Source organism: Bdellovibrionales bacterium (assembly GCA_016714165.1).
GTDB lineage: Bacteria > Bdellovibrionota > Bdellovibrionia > Bdellovibrionales > UBA1609 > JADJVA01.
This window is the reverse complement of record JADJNU010000001.1, coordinates 436,939-452,640: the sequence shown is the minus strand read 5'-3', so window position 1 is coordinate 452,640 and position 15,702 is coordinate 436,939. Positions and strand designations below refer to the sequence as shown.

The window sequence follows — 15,702 nt, the reverse complement described above, 5'->3', positions numbered from 1 at the left end:
CTATTTCTTTTTTATCCAACCTGTGAGTGCTGAACGCATGACCGTTTCTACCTTCATATCAAGCGGAGTTAACCAAGTCTTCGGAAGAAAAAGAGTAAAGCCCCCCATCTGGTAACTCATCGGAAAAAAAACAGCCACTCGCCCCTCTCTGTCCAAACCGCTTGGAAGCCCCGACAAATCACTCCGTGTCACCAGACCTATTGCTTGAGCGCCCGAGTCGGGCCACTTCACCGCAACAACTTGTCCATCTCCCCCCGCGCCTTTTTCTGGAGAGAAATAATCCGTCAGATCTTGAATGGCGATGTATATGCTCTTTACCAACGGGACCTGACGAAACAGGCGATCAAGCAATTGATGCGCTTTATTTCCCAAATAATGAGAAAGGGAAAGGCCCAGGACAAATATAAATAAAACTCCGAAGACAATCCCCATCCCGGGAATATAAAAACTTTCCGGCAGGAGCAGAGCCAATAAACTATGAATGATGTTATCTGCCCATTGAAAAAAACGAATCAAAATATAGACGGACAAAAAAGTTGGTAGCAAGGCGACCAAACCACGACCAAAAATACCTAAAAAGGTCCTCATCAATGAAGCTCCTCACCATTATGATAAACCCATTCAAGGGGAAGCTCATGACTGTTATAGCGGGATGCCATCACCGCCCCATAAGCTCCCGTGTCCATAATGGCCAAATAGTCTCCTTCTGCCAGCTCCGGCAACTCCCTTTCGAAGCCTATCACGTCAGCTGATTCGCAGATGGGACCTACGACATCGTAAGTTTTTATGTTTTCCTTTGGGACCCTGCCCTCCTTGAGAGGAAGGATTGTCTTGATGATAATCAATACCCAATCCTCCGCCCACATCAAAACCATTTAGAGGATGACCTGACTCACGTAAAGATTTAAACAATGGCAAAGATTTTCGCACGGCCTCTTCGATAGGGCCTAAGTCACGAATCTGAGACCCTATGTGCAAACTCAGCCCCACGAGCTTCAGTTCTCGAGAGAACTCTGTTAAAATTCTCTTTAATTCAGAGACAAAACTTTCATCCATTCCAAATTTGTTTTCCCTAAAGCCTGTTCGAATATAGGGATGTGTGTCCGGATTCACATCGGGGTTCAATCGAAAGGCAACATTGGCCTGAACTCCCAAAGATCTTGCAACCTGTCCAATTCGCCTCAATTCTGAGGGACTCTCAACGTTGATCTGCTTGATTCTATTTTCAAGGGCCAATTGAATTTCGTATTTTTCTTTTCCAACTCCGGAAAAGACCATTCGGCTCCCAGGAAAACCGCAGGACAGAGCCAGTTTTATTTCGCCTCCAGAAACAACATCAGCGCCAGCCCCTTTTTGCGCCAAGGCCCTCAGCAAAACAGGATGGGAGTTCGCCTTGACGGCATAACAGACGAGGACATCCCCTTGAAAGGCTTCGACGAAGCGCTGATAGCGCTGTAGGATAGAATCCAAATGATAGACATACACCGGACGCTTCGCTCTGGATGCGATATCATTTAGCGAAAAAAAAACTTTCCCTGATAGAAATCCAAGCTCATTGTTGCGATAAAAAAAGTCCATCCCTCTCCTTAGCGATTTTTCCCCTTCAAACCCTCGCCTCACAGTCCAAGCCAAATTCGGTATGCAAAGCCCTTGCGGCCTCTCCCAACTTCTCCCGCTCAATCACGGCACTGATTTTAATATCGGAAGTCGTTACAAGATGAACGGGTACATTCACTTTATCAAGAATTCGAAAATACCTTGAGGCCACTCCCGGATGATTTGCCATACCGACTCCAACGGCTGAAAGCTTGGCCATTCCTCTCATCGGAACCACCTGAGTTTTAGGACCGACTACGGACGCCACCACTTCGAGCGCCATGTTCAAATCATCTTCGGGAACTGAAAAAGCAACTCTTTGCCCCTCTTCATTTTGGCTCTGAGTGATGATGTCGACCACGACTCCTCTTTCTGCGAGCTTTTCAAAAAGATCGGCCAAAAACTTAGCTCCAAACGGAACAGGAAAAAGCTTCAATACAACCACAGACGCGTCATGAGTTATTGAAGACACAACTGGAGTTTCCATCTTCTCTCCTTCTGGGACCACCCAGGTCCCCTCTCGAGTTTCAAAAGCAGACCTCAGGTGGATTTTCACATTGTATTTGGCCGCAATTTCAACGCTTCGAAAATGCAGAACTTTAGAACCCAAAGTAGCCATTTCCATCATTTCTTCAAAACTCAACACGTCTATTTCGCGAGCCATTGGCACCAAACGCGGATCAGCAGTAAATATAGCTGGGACATCTGTATAGATTTCACAGACATCCAAACCAACCGCTGCCGCAAGCGCCAAGGCCGTCGTGTCTCCTCCACCTCTACCTAATGTAGTTATTTGATGTCCTTCTGTAACGCCCTGAAACCCGGCCACAATCGGAACAACCGAGGATTCCAAAAAACCGAGAAGTTTTTGCCCATCCACATTCGTGATGCGAGCCTTCGAAAAATAGCGTCCGTTTGTATACCAAGTTGGTGAGCCAGCAAAGGTGCGACTTTGGCGCCTCGCTTCTTCAATGCAATTGCCAGCAGCGCAATAGAAACCTGCTCCCCGGATGAAACGAGCATGTCATAGGCCGGCCCGCGATAGGAGGGATCAATGTCGTTGGCCAACTTGACCAGCCTGTTCGTTTCTCCCGACATGGCACTCGCGACCACAATCGGCTTTTGTCCCGACTTCATATCCGCTAACACACGGTCTGCAACAGCCTCAATTCTTTCAATTGAGCCAACTGAGGTGCCACCGAACTTCTTGACCATAATGGATGAGTGAGTTTTCATGGGCCCCTAACCTATCACGAGGAAACTAGAAGTGAAAAGTTTTATATTTGGTCAATCGGAATTGAATCTGCCAATTATCGGGTATCAAGTTGGCCAGGGAGGTCCGAATGTGTTGATTTTAGGGGGTGTGCACGGCGACGAAAGCGAAGGAACGGTCGCTGCATCAGCCCTCCTCGGAAGACTCGCCAAAGGATCGGTGCCATGCCTGAGGCTCACCATTGTTCCTTTGTTTAACGTAGACGGTATTCTCAGTGGTCAACGGCAAAATGCCAATGGGGTCGATCTCAATCGCAATCTCCCCACTCAAGATTGGACAGCATCTGTTGAGAACCCCCGCTATTTTCCGGGGAAGTCCGCGAATAGCGAACTCGAAAACCAGGCGCTCACTGGATGGATCGAGAGGATCCAGCCCACCTTTATCCTCAGCCTGCATTCTTGGAAGCCAATGCTCAATGTAAACGGAGATTGCAGAAATGTAGCCGAAGTCATTTCTCGACTGACAGGCTATGAAATCCAAGACAGCATCGGCTACCCAACTCCAGGTTGCCTCGGCACCTATTGCGGATTAGAACGCAACATGCCAACACTCACATACGAGATAGAACGCGGACTCAGTCATAAAAGCGTGGTGCAAATCCACGTGCCCGCCATTCTGGAGGCACTCAAGGTTCTCGAAGTTTGATCTTATAAACCCCAGCGACTCCTCCAATTCTTATTTGTTACTTTAGTATTTTATTCGATGCTGATCTCTGGTAGGTATGGTGAAAATTTCTGAAAGGCATTTTTCAATGCGCTTCGACATCTAACAAGGAATTATTTCATGAACAGGGACAGCCAAACAGAACGTGCAAAAAAAATCATTCAATTGGCCTTTGGCGAATTGGCATCGACGAAAACAAATGAGGACTTCGGAAATGACGTCGTTGAGGCGATCCAATATGCAATCGATGGTCTCGATTCAGGCGAGCAAAGAGTTTGCACAAAACAAGGCTCTGAGTGGATGACTCAAGAATGGCTCAAACAAGCCATTTTGTTATATTTTAAAATCAATAAAATGAAATTAATTGAATTTGGCGAATTCAGTTTTGTCGACAAGATACCATTAAAAAAATGGAAAGGAACTGAAGGCGTCAGAGTTGTTCCTCACGCTCTCGTTCGAAAGGGATCCTTTGTTAGCCCTGGCGCCATACTCATGCCTTCTTACGTGAATATCGGAGCCTGGGTTGGTCCGGGAACGATGATTGACACGTGGGCGACGGTGGGTTCCTGCGCACAAATCGGAGCCAATGTTCACCTCTCCGGTGGAGTTGGAATAGGCGGAGTCCTAGAGCCGATCCAGGCGAGTCCCGTCATCATAGAGGACAACGTGTTTGTGGGCAGTCGCTGCATCATTGTCGAGGGGGCCGTCATTGAAGAGGGGGCTGTTCTTGGTGCGGGAGTAACCATCACAGCCTCTACGAAAATTATCGACGTAACCGAAAAAAATCCAAAGATAAGCAAAGGAAGGGTGCCTAAAAATTCTGTCGTCATCCCGGGAACGACCATGAAGGATTTTCCAGCTGGCCAATTTGGAGTTCCTGCCGCATTGATAATTGGCCAACGTTCCGAATCAACGGACAAAAAGACATCTCTAACGAAAGTGCTCAGAGATTTTGAAGTCTCAGTTTAGACACCTATTTGTTTCCGCGCCTCAGTGCCAAAGCGGGCCATCTCACCGTATTGGCCCGGGCGGGAAAATAAGAACTGACAAAAGCCACAATCACCGAAATAAATATGACGAAATAAACCAATTGTCGTGTGACAAGAACTGGTATCGATGAATCGTAGTAAATATCGGGCAGTAAATCGATGGGATATTTGTCAAGCGCCCAACATAAACCAAGACCCAATCCTAAGCCTCCCAGCATCCCAGTCAAACTCAAAATCATTCCAACGCGTGTAAAGATCCATCTCGTTCTCGTCTGACTCAATCCCATAGCCATCAAGATGCCAAGATCGCGTCGCTTTTGGGTCAGCAATAGGACCAAAACTGTAATGATTGAAAAGCAGGTTATCAATGCGCTTAAAGCAAGAAATATAGTCATTGCCAATTTCTCCATCTTTAGGGCGAAAAAAAGAGCTTCATTGCGCTCAATCCAATTCGAGGTTCGAAATCCCCTCTTGTGAAGGTCGCCTTCATAAAGAACGTGATCGCCTGGATCTTTAAAGCGCAGTTCAAGATTGATCTCCCTGCTCGCTGATTTCTTGAATTGCCCAAGGGTCTGCCCCAGGCGATAAAACATAAATTTGCTGTCTATGTCGGCCACTCTCGAATTGAGAAGAGCCTTCACTGTCACTGTTTCATAAACTTGAGCTTCTCCCTTCGGCTTCAATAAGGACTCAGGAGGTATTACCATGATCTGATCTCCCTCAAGAATGCGAAGTGAGCGGGCTAAATCAGAACCCAAAATAACTTCCTTTGGGCCAAGGCGAGCAAGTTCCTTAACTCTAACTATTTCCTCAGATTCTTTAGATTCGTTGAGAGAACTGTGTCCAGAATCCTTCGCAGGATCTGCGCCACTCTTCTCCGAAGCACTTCTGATTTCTACCTCTCCATAATGACCCTTGTGTCTTTGGCCAACTTTCTGAATGCTGACAAGAATATTCTGTAAGTCGCCTACATCCATCCCCTTGGCGATGGCGCCTCCAAAGGTTCCCTCGAGTGTTTTCAAAATCACATCTTGGCTTTCAACCAAATCCGTATCCACGCTCCGAACTTGTGCAAATTCACTTTGCAATTCAATCAGGGAGCTTCGAATCTCAGCTGAATCTCTATTGTCGGAAACAATCGACCCAACAACCAAGTGAGGATCCACTGCGAGCAATCGATCTCGTATGGTTCCATTAAAACCATTCATAACACTCAAAACAACAATCAAAGACATGACACCCAGACCAATTCCAAACACACAGATCCAAGAAATGGTCCGAATAAGTGCCCCAGCCCTCTTTGAAAATAAATATCGCAAGAAAAATTGAACCGTCATTGGGTTCGTATCATATCTGCTGTCGAAAAAAATTCAATAAATGAGCAAAAAAAATGAGTTAAATCTACTTCTTTCCAAAACCTGAATTCACATCTGAGTCGTTTTCTGAAGAAGGAGACCTCTGTTTTTCTTCATCGATGACTTCTTTTACACTTCCACGTAGAAAAAAGGATTTCTGCATGGCCTTTAAAAGAACAACAGCTTCATTTAAAGCTTCGACTGCTCGCCGGCTGGTTTGAGGCAGATCAGGTGCCACCTCCCGAAGAGCCGGCGCAAGGACCTCAAATTCTTTGGCCAAAATAGTCATACTCGTCACAAATTGACCCAACTGCTTTCCAATTTGGGGTGCTTCCCTGGTGAGATCCGGAAGAATCACCTTGAGCTCGTTGGTCAAACTTGCCAAACTTCCTGCCATTAGCTCCATTCGTCCCTCTCGATTGAGGGCCTGAGTCATCTTTGTTACACCAAGTGACATGGCATTCATATTAATAACAAGGGGCTCTATCCGATCCATCGTATTAACAAAGGCCTCTGACCTCCGTGGATCAGCGAAGGCCCGACTCAGAATTCGAAAACTTTCAACAAAGCCACTGATACTTGCTAGAAATTCGTTCATTCTTTTTCCTGAAACCAGATCCATCAAGTCAACCGAAGGACGAGAATGCACGCGCCCACCTTCATGGATTTCTGCTGACTCATCTGAGCCAACCGACAAATCCAATACCTTCTCTCCAATCAAAAATGGCCTCACAACCTGAATGCGACTGTCTTCTTTCACTCGCACAGAAAACTTCTCAAGAACTCTAAATTTTACCATTACTTGCTCGTTACTTAATAGCTCGACTTCGCTCACTTCTCCGGCACGCAAGCCTGAGACTTGAACCATCGTTCCGGGATGTATTCCCTCGGCATTTTCCAAATTTGTCTCGTAATAGATCTTTCTGGAGAACCATCCCTTTTTTGCAGCAACACCAATCGTTACAGCAATGGATCCCACGATGGCCCCTACCAGGAAAAGACCAGCCATCCTTTCATACCGAGTGAGTTTAACGATCACATGACCCTCTTTTTCTCTACAATAATGAATCCAGATTGCACTGCTTCCGTCTGATAAATTCGCTGATCCTTGATTTCAATTGTCCGGGTTGCAATTTTTCTGACAAATGGCATATCTTCCGATACAAAAAAGATAAAATCAATTTGGCCGTTCGTTCTGCCCTCATGAATTATTTCTGCCAACTTTGATACTCTTGAACCCGATATCCCAGTTGTGGGATCATCCAGAAGCAAAACTCTCGGTTTCATTACTAAAGAGCGAGCCACTATTGTTGCCTTCTTGTTGCTTCCTGAAACACGACTGGGTCGCAAGTGTAAGACTGGAGAAATTTCAAATTCTTCTGCCAGTTGATGGACCCACGATCTCGCTTCCTCGGAAGGCATAAAGTGATGATAGGCGAGGGGCAACATGAGATTGTCGAACAGTGTGCAATTTGAGATAAGCCCTCCCAGATCAAAGCTGTACCCAATCTGTTTTCGATACGGAAGAAATTCTTCAAAGCTCATTTGTCGAAAACCGTCCCCATTTATGACCATATCGCCTGCAGTTGCCTGAACCAGTCCAACGAGCAATTTTAATAGAGTTGATTTGCCACTGCCGGGACCACCCTTTATCCAATATGATTCACCTTTTTGAAACTCAAAATCCATCCCAATAAATAAGGGTTTGTGCGAAGAACCAAACGAAAACGACAAATCATTAAAAGAAATCTTTTCTATTCTATTGGAGATCTCCAAGCTAAAACACTCCCAACTTTCTCAGTTGATTGAGATAAAACAGGGTTGTGGTCCCCAAGTTAAAAACAGTCACATAGATAATACTATTTACAACGGCCTTTGTCGTAAACTGGGGTACCTCCTCTGGACCGCTTTGCACCAACATCCCCTGATAACAACAAACAACAAAGATGATCGCTCCACTAAATGTGTTTTTTGCCAAAAACAATAAGACATCCTCGCCCGTAAACGCTTGCGCCAGAGACTCCGAGTAAAATATGAACGGCAAATCATGAACAAGAGAAGTGACCAGAAATCCGCCAAGCAGCGCAACGACAATGAAGTAAAAAGATAGCCCTAGAACGCTCAAAATTCCGCCAAGGAGACGAGGAAAGACAATGTAACTAAGAGGGTTGATCCCCATAACTTCGAGAGCGTCTGTCTCTATTGACCTTCATGTTTCCGAGTTCAGATGCGACGGCTGTTCCGCTTCTGGCAATCACAACGAGTGCGGTTAACAGAGGAGAGATTTCCCTCACGATGATAATGACGAGAAGATTTCCAATCATGTCATTGCCACCCAACAAACTCAGCTGCATATTCGATTGCATAATGACAATCCCGCCGGAGGCAAGAGCTAATACTGAAATGAGCGGCAGCGCTTGAACGCCTGTAAAGTAAATCTGAGCAGAAATAACGCTCACAATTGTTCGAATCCCTTGGGTTTGATCATAAACGGCGGCACGAACGGCAAAATAGATCATGATGAACACTTTAAACGTGTATTTGCCGATATTCAAAAACCACTCACCGAGTGAATCTACCTGTCCAACCAAATAGGCTGTGATTTGAGCCATGCTCTTCTCCAACTGTTCCTATTAACAAATCGGAGACCTTCGCGCTGAGCTTGATAAGACTCGGGTAAACAGGACGTCGAGCAAAATCAGGCTCCTGGTCCTTAGTAGGCCCAAAGCGAATAAAAGAGAGATTTCATCACTTCGATCGCCAATTCTGGAAAAGGCGTCTCATAGCTACCCTGCACGATGGACCGGGGATAAATAGGAAAAGACTCCGGAAAAACAGACGAAAAGATTCTCATAGAACGATACATATGAATTCTTGAGGTAATTAAGATCAAGTCCCTGCAATGAAGAGCCTCGATCAAGGGCAAGCTCTGCTGAGCGTTTCCGTAAGTTGTGCCAGATCTTTTTTCCAAAATGATATTACGTTGGTCTAAAACGCCATAATAGGGCCACTGAGGAAAAATCTCCCGCAGGGTCGCGTGAGGATAGACCCCAGATATAACCAATTTCTTAATTTTTTTGTGAGCCAAAAGATCAAAACCTTCGCGGACGCGCCCAGCACCCCCAGTCAGGACAACCGCGCAATCCGCCGCGTGATCTTCTTCCCAGCTTGTCACCGTTTGTCCAGAAATCTTAAGCGATTCTTCATAGAAGGCCCAGGCCCCTAAGCCAGAAACAAATACACCAGCAAAAAGAATTCCCCTTTGCAGTCGCACCCTCGCTCAGGACCTTTTCGCCAGAACTTCGATCTCCACACTGACTCCCTTTGGCAAACCTGACACGGCCACCGTTGATCTCGCGGGCGGCGAGGATTTAAAATACCTGCCGTAGACTTCGTTCACCTGGGCAAAATCGCCCATATTGATCAAATAGATTGTGGTTTTTACCACATTTGAAAAATTTAAACTCGCAGCTGCCAATACAGCCTCAATGTTCTTCATCACTCTCTCTGTCTGAGCTTTTACATCTCCGGTTAACACCTCTCCTGTCGTCGGATCAATTGCAATTTGCCCCGAACAATAGAGAGTATCCCCGATTTCAACGGCTTGCGAGTAAGGCCCCACAGGAGCTGGCGCTGATTTGGTTTCAATGATACGCTTTGACATCTTTATCCCTTCATCTTTTTGTCGTTTAAAAATAAAAGACCATTCCAGCCCTGATTGGACTGTTCCCCATTGTTCGAAAACGAATTTCACTTGAAATCGAGGTGACACCAACTCCCGCCTCAAAAATGAATGCCAAAGAATCCAATCCTGGAAGGAAAAATTCAGAACCAAAAAATCCACTGACCTCAAATCCAGAGCTGGTTGCTCCTGACAGTTCAACACTCAAAATTCCCGCCCCGGTTCCCATGTAGAAATTCAAATTGTCTTCCATAAAGATCACACGATGAACTCGTGCCATAAATCCAAACCGCGAACTGTCTTTATGGGTGTCGACTCCCAAGGACGCAGACAAACCGAGATTCTGGTTTGGGTAGTATCGTACGGCAAGACTGGGAAGCTCCTCCGCAAACTGATCTGCGTATCCAACACCAAGGCGGTTGGTCAGATTCTTTGCCTGCCCTTTCAAACAACAAGCAAGGCAAACAAATAATACGGCAATAAGTCTAATAGACTTCTTCAGAGTCCCTGTCCTATCTATCATATCGGTTCCTCCCCAAGATTCATTTAGATCCTATTAGAGCCTCTAACTATTGAGTTTTTCAACAAAATTATTGCTTGCCACCATTGGCCAGAAGAGCTAGAAATATTCCTCAATAAATTCTTTGAAGATGAATAAAAAAGTGGGCCTGTAGCTCAGTTGGGAGAGCGGAAGCATGGCATGTTTCAGGTCGCAGGTTCGATCCCTGTCAGGTCCACCAATTCTCCTGTTAACTAAAATGACTGAAGCGAAGGCCGAATAATCAATTTATTTATTGAAACATCGGGAGGTTGTGCAAGAGCAAAGCAAATGGCCTGCGCCACATGAGAGGGCGAGATAGCGATACGGTAGGCCAGTCGATTTGCGTTTCGAAGGTCATCTGCAACGATATGATCATTGATCTCGGTTTGGACCATGCCTGGACAGATTTGAGTGCAGCGAACAGCCCCCTTGAATTCCTGATGGATTGACTCTGAAAAGGCATTGACGGCAAATTTCGTTGCACAATAGACAGCCCCGTAAGGAAACACCTTCTCGCCTCCAACAGAGGAAACATTGATGATGTGACCCGATCCGCTTTTGGACATGTGAGGGATAACCGACGCGCAGGCATACAGAACCCCTCTCAAATTGGTATTTATCATTGCTTCCCACTCGTCTACTTTTAAATCACTGATTTTAGAAAGGAGCATAACCCCCGCACTATTGACGAGCGCATCAATGCGTCCCATTTTCTCAAGAGCAAACGACATAAATCTGTCTACCTGATCCTTGGATCCGACATCCACTTGAAGAAAGTCCACCGAGGCCCGAGAAGAATTTAGCTCTCGAGCCAAAGCACCCAATTTCTCTTCTCGCCGAGCACCCAAAACAAGACGAACCCCTCGATCGTGCAGCTCTCTCGCCGTCGCTTCACCAATACCGCTACTTGCACCCAAAATGACAACGCAGAGTTTGTTCAGCACAGCTTCCATTGCTCCCCCCTGTTTTTGAAAATCCATTCATTATTCTCATTTTGTATCACATAAAGTGAACATGAGGATCGTTCTAATACAAGCGAAGTTCACAGGACTAAAGTAGGGCTCAATTGTGCCGATCAGCTATATGACAAAATTTTTGGAGGCCTATTTGGACCGTTTGATGCATTGGCCATTTCTCATTTTGAGCGCTTTGATCCTGCTGTCTTGTGACAACGTGATCAAGGGCGCCATTGGTGGCGGATCACTTCTGCCTGGAGACCACAATACCAAAGTTGGTCTGAGCACTCCCTCTGTCACTTTGCAGATTGTCGAAGGCGATAAGGTGGCCTTCTTTGTACTATTTGACAAGGATCTTAGTGAGGACTGCGAATTCGAGTGGTCAATTCTCGAAGAAAGCACTGACTTCAAATCAAACTCTGGAACTGTTCATGTAAGTAAGGGCAGCAACTCGATGAGCTTCTATCTTGAGACGATCAATGATAACGTGTACGAGCCGCCAAAGAATTTCACGATTCAAATTGCTGGAAACCAAGCTAAGAGCGAGATCACCGCTCCATTGAAACTTGTTGATGATCAAACTAAGCCCTCTGCGGCAGTTTCTACAAGCATAGTTACGGAAGGAGAGGGGATTTCAGTAATGATCACGCTCTCCCGCCCTACGACTGAACAGGTTTCGTACAGCTACACAATATCCGGGGGATCAGCAACACTCAATGTCGATTACAATCCTGCAAGCACTACCGGTACTATTATTATCCCTGCGCTCACAACTCAAATTAGTCTCAATATTCCGACAACCGACGATTCCGATCCTGAAAGCACTGAAGATATAGACATCAATTTCCTAAACGGAACGAACACCACGACAAGCAGCCTGTTTGCTTCCCCAACAATATTAGACAATGAGAGTGCGACCATCTACGCCTTTTGGAAAACTCCCCAAATGACTGTTTCAGAAAATGCCGGCACGGTCATCGTAGAAGCAGCTCTGAACAAGATTTCAGCATCTAATGTCCAAATACCTTTTACGTTATCTGGAAGCGCTGCCAATCCAACAAAGCACAACCTCGCAAACGGGACAATTACAATCCCGGCTGGTTCTCTGACAGCAACCAAGTCTTTCGATTTGGTCAACGACAGTTTACCTGGAACATCCAAAACAGTCGTACTCAACAGAGGCACTGTGGTCAATGCAGCCTGGACTGGCTCCAGCACCGATACGATTACCATCACCGACGACGATCCAACGCCAGCAACCTCCATGCCTCAAGACTCCCTGACAGTATCTGAGAACGTCGGAACTGTAAATGTTGATGTGAATATCACGGCAGCAAGCGGAGAAAACATCAGCGTTCCCTATACAATCATTAACTTCACCACTTCTCGAATTCACGACCATACGGCCAACAGCGGAACCCTTGTCATACCTGCGGGATCCACGACTGGAACCATCAGTATTCCAATCGTCGATGACGCGCGGATTGAAGATACTGAGAGCCTTCAAATCTCTCTTGGAACCCCAACCGGGTCATTCATTCAAGGATTTAAACTTTTCACTCTCAGCATCCTCGATAATGATACAGCACTCCCAGATCTCAATCTCAAATCTGTTACCAATTTGGAGGGCTGTGGTGCCGTGTTTGTAGCTGAACTCTCAAATCCCTCAAAATATCCTGTGACGTTTCAGTACGCCACAATAAATGGGACAGCGATGGCGCCTGGTGACTACACGGCAAAATCAGGATCATTAACCATTCCTCCCGGGCGAAAAGAAATCGGCATCACAGTTCCTCTGGTGGATGATGGATCGTCAGACTCCGGAGAGACCTTCACTCTCTCGGTATCAAATGTCCAAAATGCAAATCTCGGGAATGGAGTCGCAATCGGTACAATTAAGGAAGGGACTGATATCTCTGCCACAACCCGGATTTTGCCGGTTCCCTCTTATTCCGGCATTAGTTCCTTTCAATTGAGTCCCGACGGCTGCTTTGTTCTGGCAGCTCTTGATCTGAGCGTTGACAACGGAATAGATCTTTACACCATGGATCTTTTCGGAACTGGGCTGCTACGAGTGAACCCAGAACCAAACGATCTCAACGGCAGTGACAATACGTTTGATAAAGCCTTGATCACCACCGATTCTCAGCGAATTGTTTTTAATGGAAAATACGACGCCCAAGGCAATCGAGCCTTGTTTAGCGTTCGACCTGACGGACAAGATCTCATTCGCATCAGTGGATCTAGTTTGATGACAGCCTACAGTAGTTTCAGTTTAAGCCCAAACAGCCAGCAAGTGATCTATCGAGCGGCACAAAAGGACTCCACGACCTATGAGCTTTTTACTGCAAATGTTGACGGCAGTGCAATCTACCCCATCAGCGACCCCTTCACAAACGGCGGCTGCGTGGCCAGCACTGGTCTTTACTCTCCTGATTCTGCGCACATCATTTACACAGATGACCATTCTGTCCAAGGCGCGCCTGAACTCTACGTTTCAGACACCCAAGGAACTGGAACGCCACTGAGGCTCAATCCCAATCTCCCAAGTGGGGGACAAGTCAGCAGTTTCAAAATAACCCCCGACAGCCAAAAAGTCATTTATTTGGCCAATCAAGATTCCACCGCGGTGAACGAACTCTATGCCGTCAATCTTGACGGGACCAATTTGACAAAGCTGAATCAAACTCTCCCTGCAAATTACGATGTTGCCCATTTCACAATTGCGCCGAATAGTGCAAAAATCGCCTACTATCAGGGGAACTACGCTTCAGGCTACGATGGTGGGGATATCTACAAAGTTGATATCGATGGAAATAATGCCGTCAAACTAAAGACCGTAAGCGATGACTTTTATGGCAATTTTAGCTTCCTCCCGGATTCGTCAAAATTGATCAGTTGCGGTGAGATCTCGAGTTTTAATGACAATATTGAAATTCATGCACTTGATGGCACAAGCAATATCGATCTCAGTGGTACCGCAGTTAGCTGGGGTGCTTCATGTTCAGATTATGTTGCGACAAGCGACTCCCTGAAGATCCTTTATGTAAATGACCCGTCATCGACATCAGGATCTTCCGAATTATTTATCGAAAACGTTAACAATACAGGACTCATCCGACTCAGCGACGGAACCTTTGTTAATGACTTTGCGAGTGACGTGAGTTACTTACTTAGTCCTTCTAATGACAAAGTCATTATCAGGGAAACCAATCCTGGCAATACGGGCTATTATTTAAGAAAGATCAATACGGACGGCACAGGAGCCGCCAACATTAGTCTTAGCACTGCTTCGGCAAGTAGCTTCAACATTGATTGGGCCCACTCTCGAGTCGTCTTCACTTCAAACCAAATCAGTGGAACTCAGCTGGAAATATTTGTCAGAGCACTACCGTGAAAACAGTTGCTTCAGGCTTGATCCCAAGCCCACGCGAAATTCTTCCTCTGGAGGAACAAGCTGGCTTTCCTTCATGAAAATAGAATACTTTGGCAAGTTGTAGTGGGGAATATGAGGGTTAGCATGGTGTTCAAAATGATAATTCAAATTTTTCGGCAAAGCTAAAGCGACCAGAAGTGCGGGATGGGAGATGGAACGACTCTGATTCTTTGCGGTCAGTCGAATGGCTCCATGCTCCAGTGCGTTCTGAAACTGAATCCATGGAATGCTCAAGACAACCGGAACAATCCAATAGAGAAGGAACTCTTTCCAAACTCCGAGAGAGTGAATGAGAACTAACACAGCTAACCAAAAAATTGAATACTGAATAAAATCGGATTTTCCATTGTGAGGGTCACGAGAATATTTGATCCCAAACATTTTTCTTATCATCATTGGAATTTCCGTAAAATAATTGGCAAAATAGTAAAGGGACCGACCGGAAATCAACTCCCTGAGCAAAAAGAACACGACCTTTCGCCAAGACTGAGGATATCCCTCATAAAGAAAAGTGTCAGGATCATGTGGCTCTCCCAAATAACGGTGATGAAGCAAATGAAGTGACTTGTAGCGTGAATGAGAAATCAAAGCTGGAAAGTGAAACAGGTAGCGCCCTAGGAAATTATTAATCGATCGCCCTTTAGCAAGAAGTCCATGAGCGCCCTCGTGACCCATCAGTGCACTGGCAATTTGACGATGGGCTATCATCATGAAACTCAAGGGATAGAACCAAATGCTAATTCCTTCAGAAAGATAAATGCCCATTCCAATGGGCACCCAAATTGAAAAAAAGTCCCAAACGAAATGGGCGGTTTTAAGGGCTTCAAACTGAGGATGACGAACGAAAAGTGCATTCGGTTGTTTTGTCCGAGATTTGTCAGGCAAAACCATCATGTCGACCTCGATCTAAACTTTGTAAACATCCTGAAGCATTTTTACCAGGTGATTGAGACTTTTAAAATTATCGTATGAAATATCGCTGTTGACCAACTGAATCTTAAACTCCTCCTCCAAGACCAAGACAAACTGAATAAGAGTCAGAGAGTCCAATGCTCCATTGTCAAACAAATCATCTTCATCTTTAACGGATCGAGCAGCGGCAGAAAAATTCAAATCAATCAACAAGGTCCGGACTTTTCCCGTCAACTCAATGGAATTCATCCCCATTTTTCTCCCTGCAAGCCACACTAAAAACTTTCATGGTAAGAAAG

At 45.7% G+C, this 15,702-nt stretch carries 17 protein-coding genes, 1 tRNA gene and 1 pseudogene; 4 read left to right on the top strand and 15 right to left on the bottom strand.

Annotation, left to right across the window (positions count from 1 at the left end; all coding sequences use genetic code 11):
• The 5 genes from IPJ71_01995 to IPJ71_01975 are packed head-to-tail and all read right to left on the bottom strand — an operon-like array spanning window position 1 to window position 2,811.
• A complete protein-coding gene (locus tag IPJ71_01995; GenBank protein MBK7842457.1) occupies window positions 1-588 on the bottom strand; it encodes a DUF502 domain-containing protein in 588 nt (195 codons plus the stop codon).
• The gene (locus IPJ71_01990) at window positions 588-845 is read right to left on the bottom strand and encodes a hypothetical protein (protein MBK7842456.1); all 258 of its coding nucleotides are present in this window, start codon (window positions 843-845) and stop codon (window positions 588-590) included. Before IPJ71_01990 ends, IPJ71_01995 begins: the two co-directional genes overlap by 1 nt.
• Entirely contained in the window at window positions 745-1,578 is an 834-nt protein-coding gene (locus IPJ71_01985; protein ID MBK7842455.1) for an alanine racemase, read from the bottom strand. Before IPJ71_01985 ends, IPJ71_01990 begins: the two co-directional genes overlap by 101 nt.
• A gap of 25 nt (window positions 1,579-1,603) precedes the next feature.
• Window positions 1,604-2,425 carry an aspartate kinase gene (locus IPJ71_01980; GenBank protein ID MBK7842454.1) on the bottom strand — a complete coding sequence of 274 codons (822 nt, stop codon included), beginning with the start codon at window positions 2,423-2,425 and terminating at the stop codon, window positions 1,604-1,606.
• Window positions 2,386-2,811 carry a hypothetical protein gene (locus tag IPJ71_01975; protein ID MBK7842453.1) on the bottom strand — a complete coding sequence of 142 codons (426 nt, stop codon included), beginning with the start codon at window positions 2,809-2,811 and terminating at the stop codon, window positions 2,386-2,388. Before IPJ71_01975 ends, IPJ71_01980 begins: the two co-directional genes overlap by 40 nt.
• A gap of 52 nt (window positions 2,812-2,863) precedes the next feature.
• Between IPJ71_01975 and IPJ71_01970 the strand changes: the two genes are divergently transcribed.
• Window positions 2,864-3,514 carry a succinylglutamate desuccinylase/aspartoacylase family protein gene (locus IPJ71_01970; GenBank protein MBK7842452.1) on the top strand — a complete coding sequence of 217 codons (651 nt, stop codon included), beginning with the start codon at window positions 2,864-2,866 and terminating at the stop codon, window positions 3,512-3,514.
• A 138-nt stretch (window positions 3,515-3,652) separates the two neighbouring features.
• Window positions 3,653-4,501 (top strand): 2,3,4,5-tetrahydropyridine-2,6-dicarboxylate N-succinyltransferase, encoded by an 849-nt coding sequence (locus tag IPJ71_01965; GenBank protein ID MBK7842451.1) that lies wholly within the window; start codon window positions 3,653-3,655, stop codon window positions 4,499-4,501.
• Between the two features lie 4 nt (window positions 4,502-4,505).
• On the opposite strand, the gene IPJ71_01960 is transcribed toward IPJ71_01965, so the two are convergent.
• The 7 genes and pseudogenes from IPJ71_01960 to IPJ71_01930 all read right to left on the bottom strand — a co-directional run bounded on the left by IPJ71_01960 (window position 4,506) and on the right by IPJ71_01930 (window position 10,048).
• On the bottom strand, window positions 4,506-5,858 hold the full coding sequence (locus tag IPJ71_01960; GenBank protein ID MBK7842450.1) for an ABC transporter permease: 1,353 nt from the start codon (window positions 5,856-5,858) through the stop codon (window positions 4,506-4,508).
• 64 nt (window positions 5,859-5,922) lie between these two features.
• A complete protein-coding gene (locus IPJ71_01955; protein MBK7842449.1) occupies window positions 5,923-6,915 on the bottom strand; it encodes an MCE family protein in 993 nt (330 codons plus the stop codon).
• Window positions 6,912-7,565 (bottom strand): ATP-binding cassette domain-containing protein, encoded by a 654-nt coding sequence (locus tag IPJ71_01950; protein MBK7842448.1) that lies wholly within the window; start codon window positions 7,563-7,565, stop codon window positions 6,912-6,914. Before IPJ71_01950 ends, IPJ71_01955 begins: the two co-directional genes overlap by 4 nt.
• 88 nt (window positions 7,566-7,653) lie before the next feature.
• A pseudogene (locus tag IPJ71_01945) lies at window positions 7,654-8,395 on the bottom strand (ABC transporter permease).
• A 194-nt stretch (window positions 8,396-8,589) separates the two neighbouring features.
• Entirely contained in the window at window positions 8,590-9,144 is a 555-nt protein-coding gene (locus IPJ71_01940; GenBank protein MBK7842447.1) for a YdcF family protein, read from the bottom strand.
• Between the two features lie 12 nt (window positions 9,145-9,156).
• A complete protein-coding gene (locus tag IPJ71_01935) occupies window positions 9,157-9,540 on the bottom strand; it encodes a RidA family protein (protein MBK7842446.1) in 384 nt (127 codons plus the stop codon).
• A 25-nt stretch (window positions 9,541-9,565) separates the two neighbouring features.
• On the bottom strand, window positions 9,566-10,048 hold the full coding sequence (locus IPJ71_01930) for an organic solvent tolerance protein (protein MBK7842445.1): 483 nt from the start codon (window positions 10,046-10,048) through the stop codon (window positions 9,566-9,568).
• Window positions 10,049-10,222: 174 nt separating this feature from the next.
• Between IPJ71_01930 and IPJ71_01925 the strand changes: the two genes are divergently transcribed.
• A tRNA-Ala gene (locus IPJ71_01925) sits at window positions 10,223-10,298 on the top strand.
• A gap of 13 nt (window positions 10,299-10,311) precedes the next feature.
• Here the strand turns inward: IPJ71_01925 and IPJ71_01920 are convergent.
• A complete protein-coding gene (locus IPJ71_01920) occupies window positions 10,312-11,052 on the bottom strand; it encodes an SDR family oxidoreductase (protein ID MBK7842444.1) in 741 nt (246 codons plus the stop codon).
• Window positions 11,053-11,182: 130 nt separating this feature from the next.
• Between IPJ71_01920 and IPJ71_01915 the strand changes: the two genes are divergently transcribed.
• Window positions 11,183-14,452, top strand: coding sequence for a hypothetical protein (locus IPJ71_01915; protein ID MBK7842443.1), 3,270 nt, complete (start codon window positions 11,183-11,185; stop codon window positions 14,450-14,452).
• Here IPJ71_01915 and IPJ71_01910 read toward each other — a convergent pair.
• Together IPJ71_01910 and IPJ71_01905 are read right to left on the bottom strand one after the other, a co-directional pair.
• Window positions 14,444-15,385, bottom strand: a complete 942-nt coding sequence (locus IPJ71_01910; protein MBK7842442.1) for a fatty acid desaturase — start codon at window positions 15,383-15,385, stop codon at window positions 14,444-14,446. The genes IPJ71_01915 and IPJ71_01910 overlap by 9 nt on opposite strands.
• A gap of 12 nt (window positions 15,386-15,397) precedes the next feature.
• A complete protein-coding gene (locus IPJ71_01905) occupies window positions 15,398-15,652 on the bottom strand; it encodes an acyl carrier protein (GenBank protein ID MBK7842441.1) in 255 nt (84 codons plus the stop codon).
• Window positions 15,653-15,702: the final 50 nt, after the last annotated feature.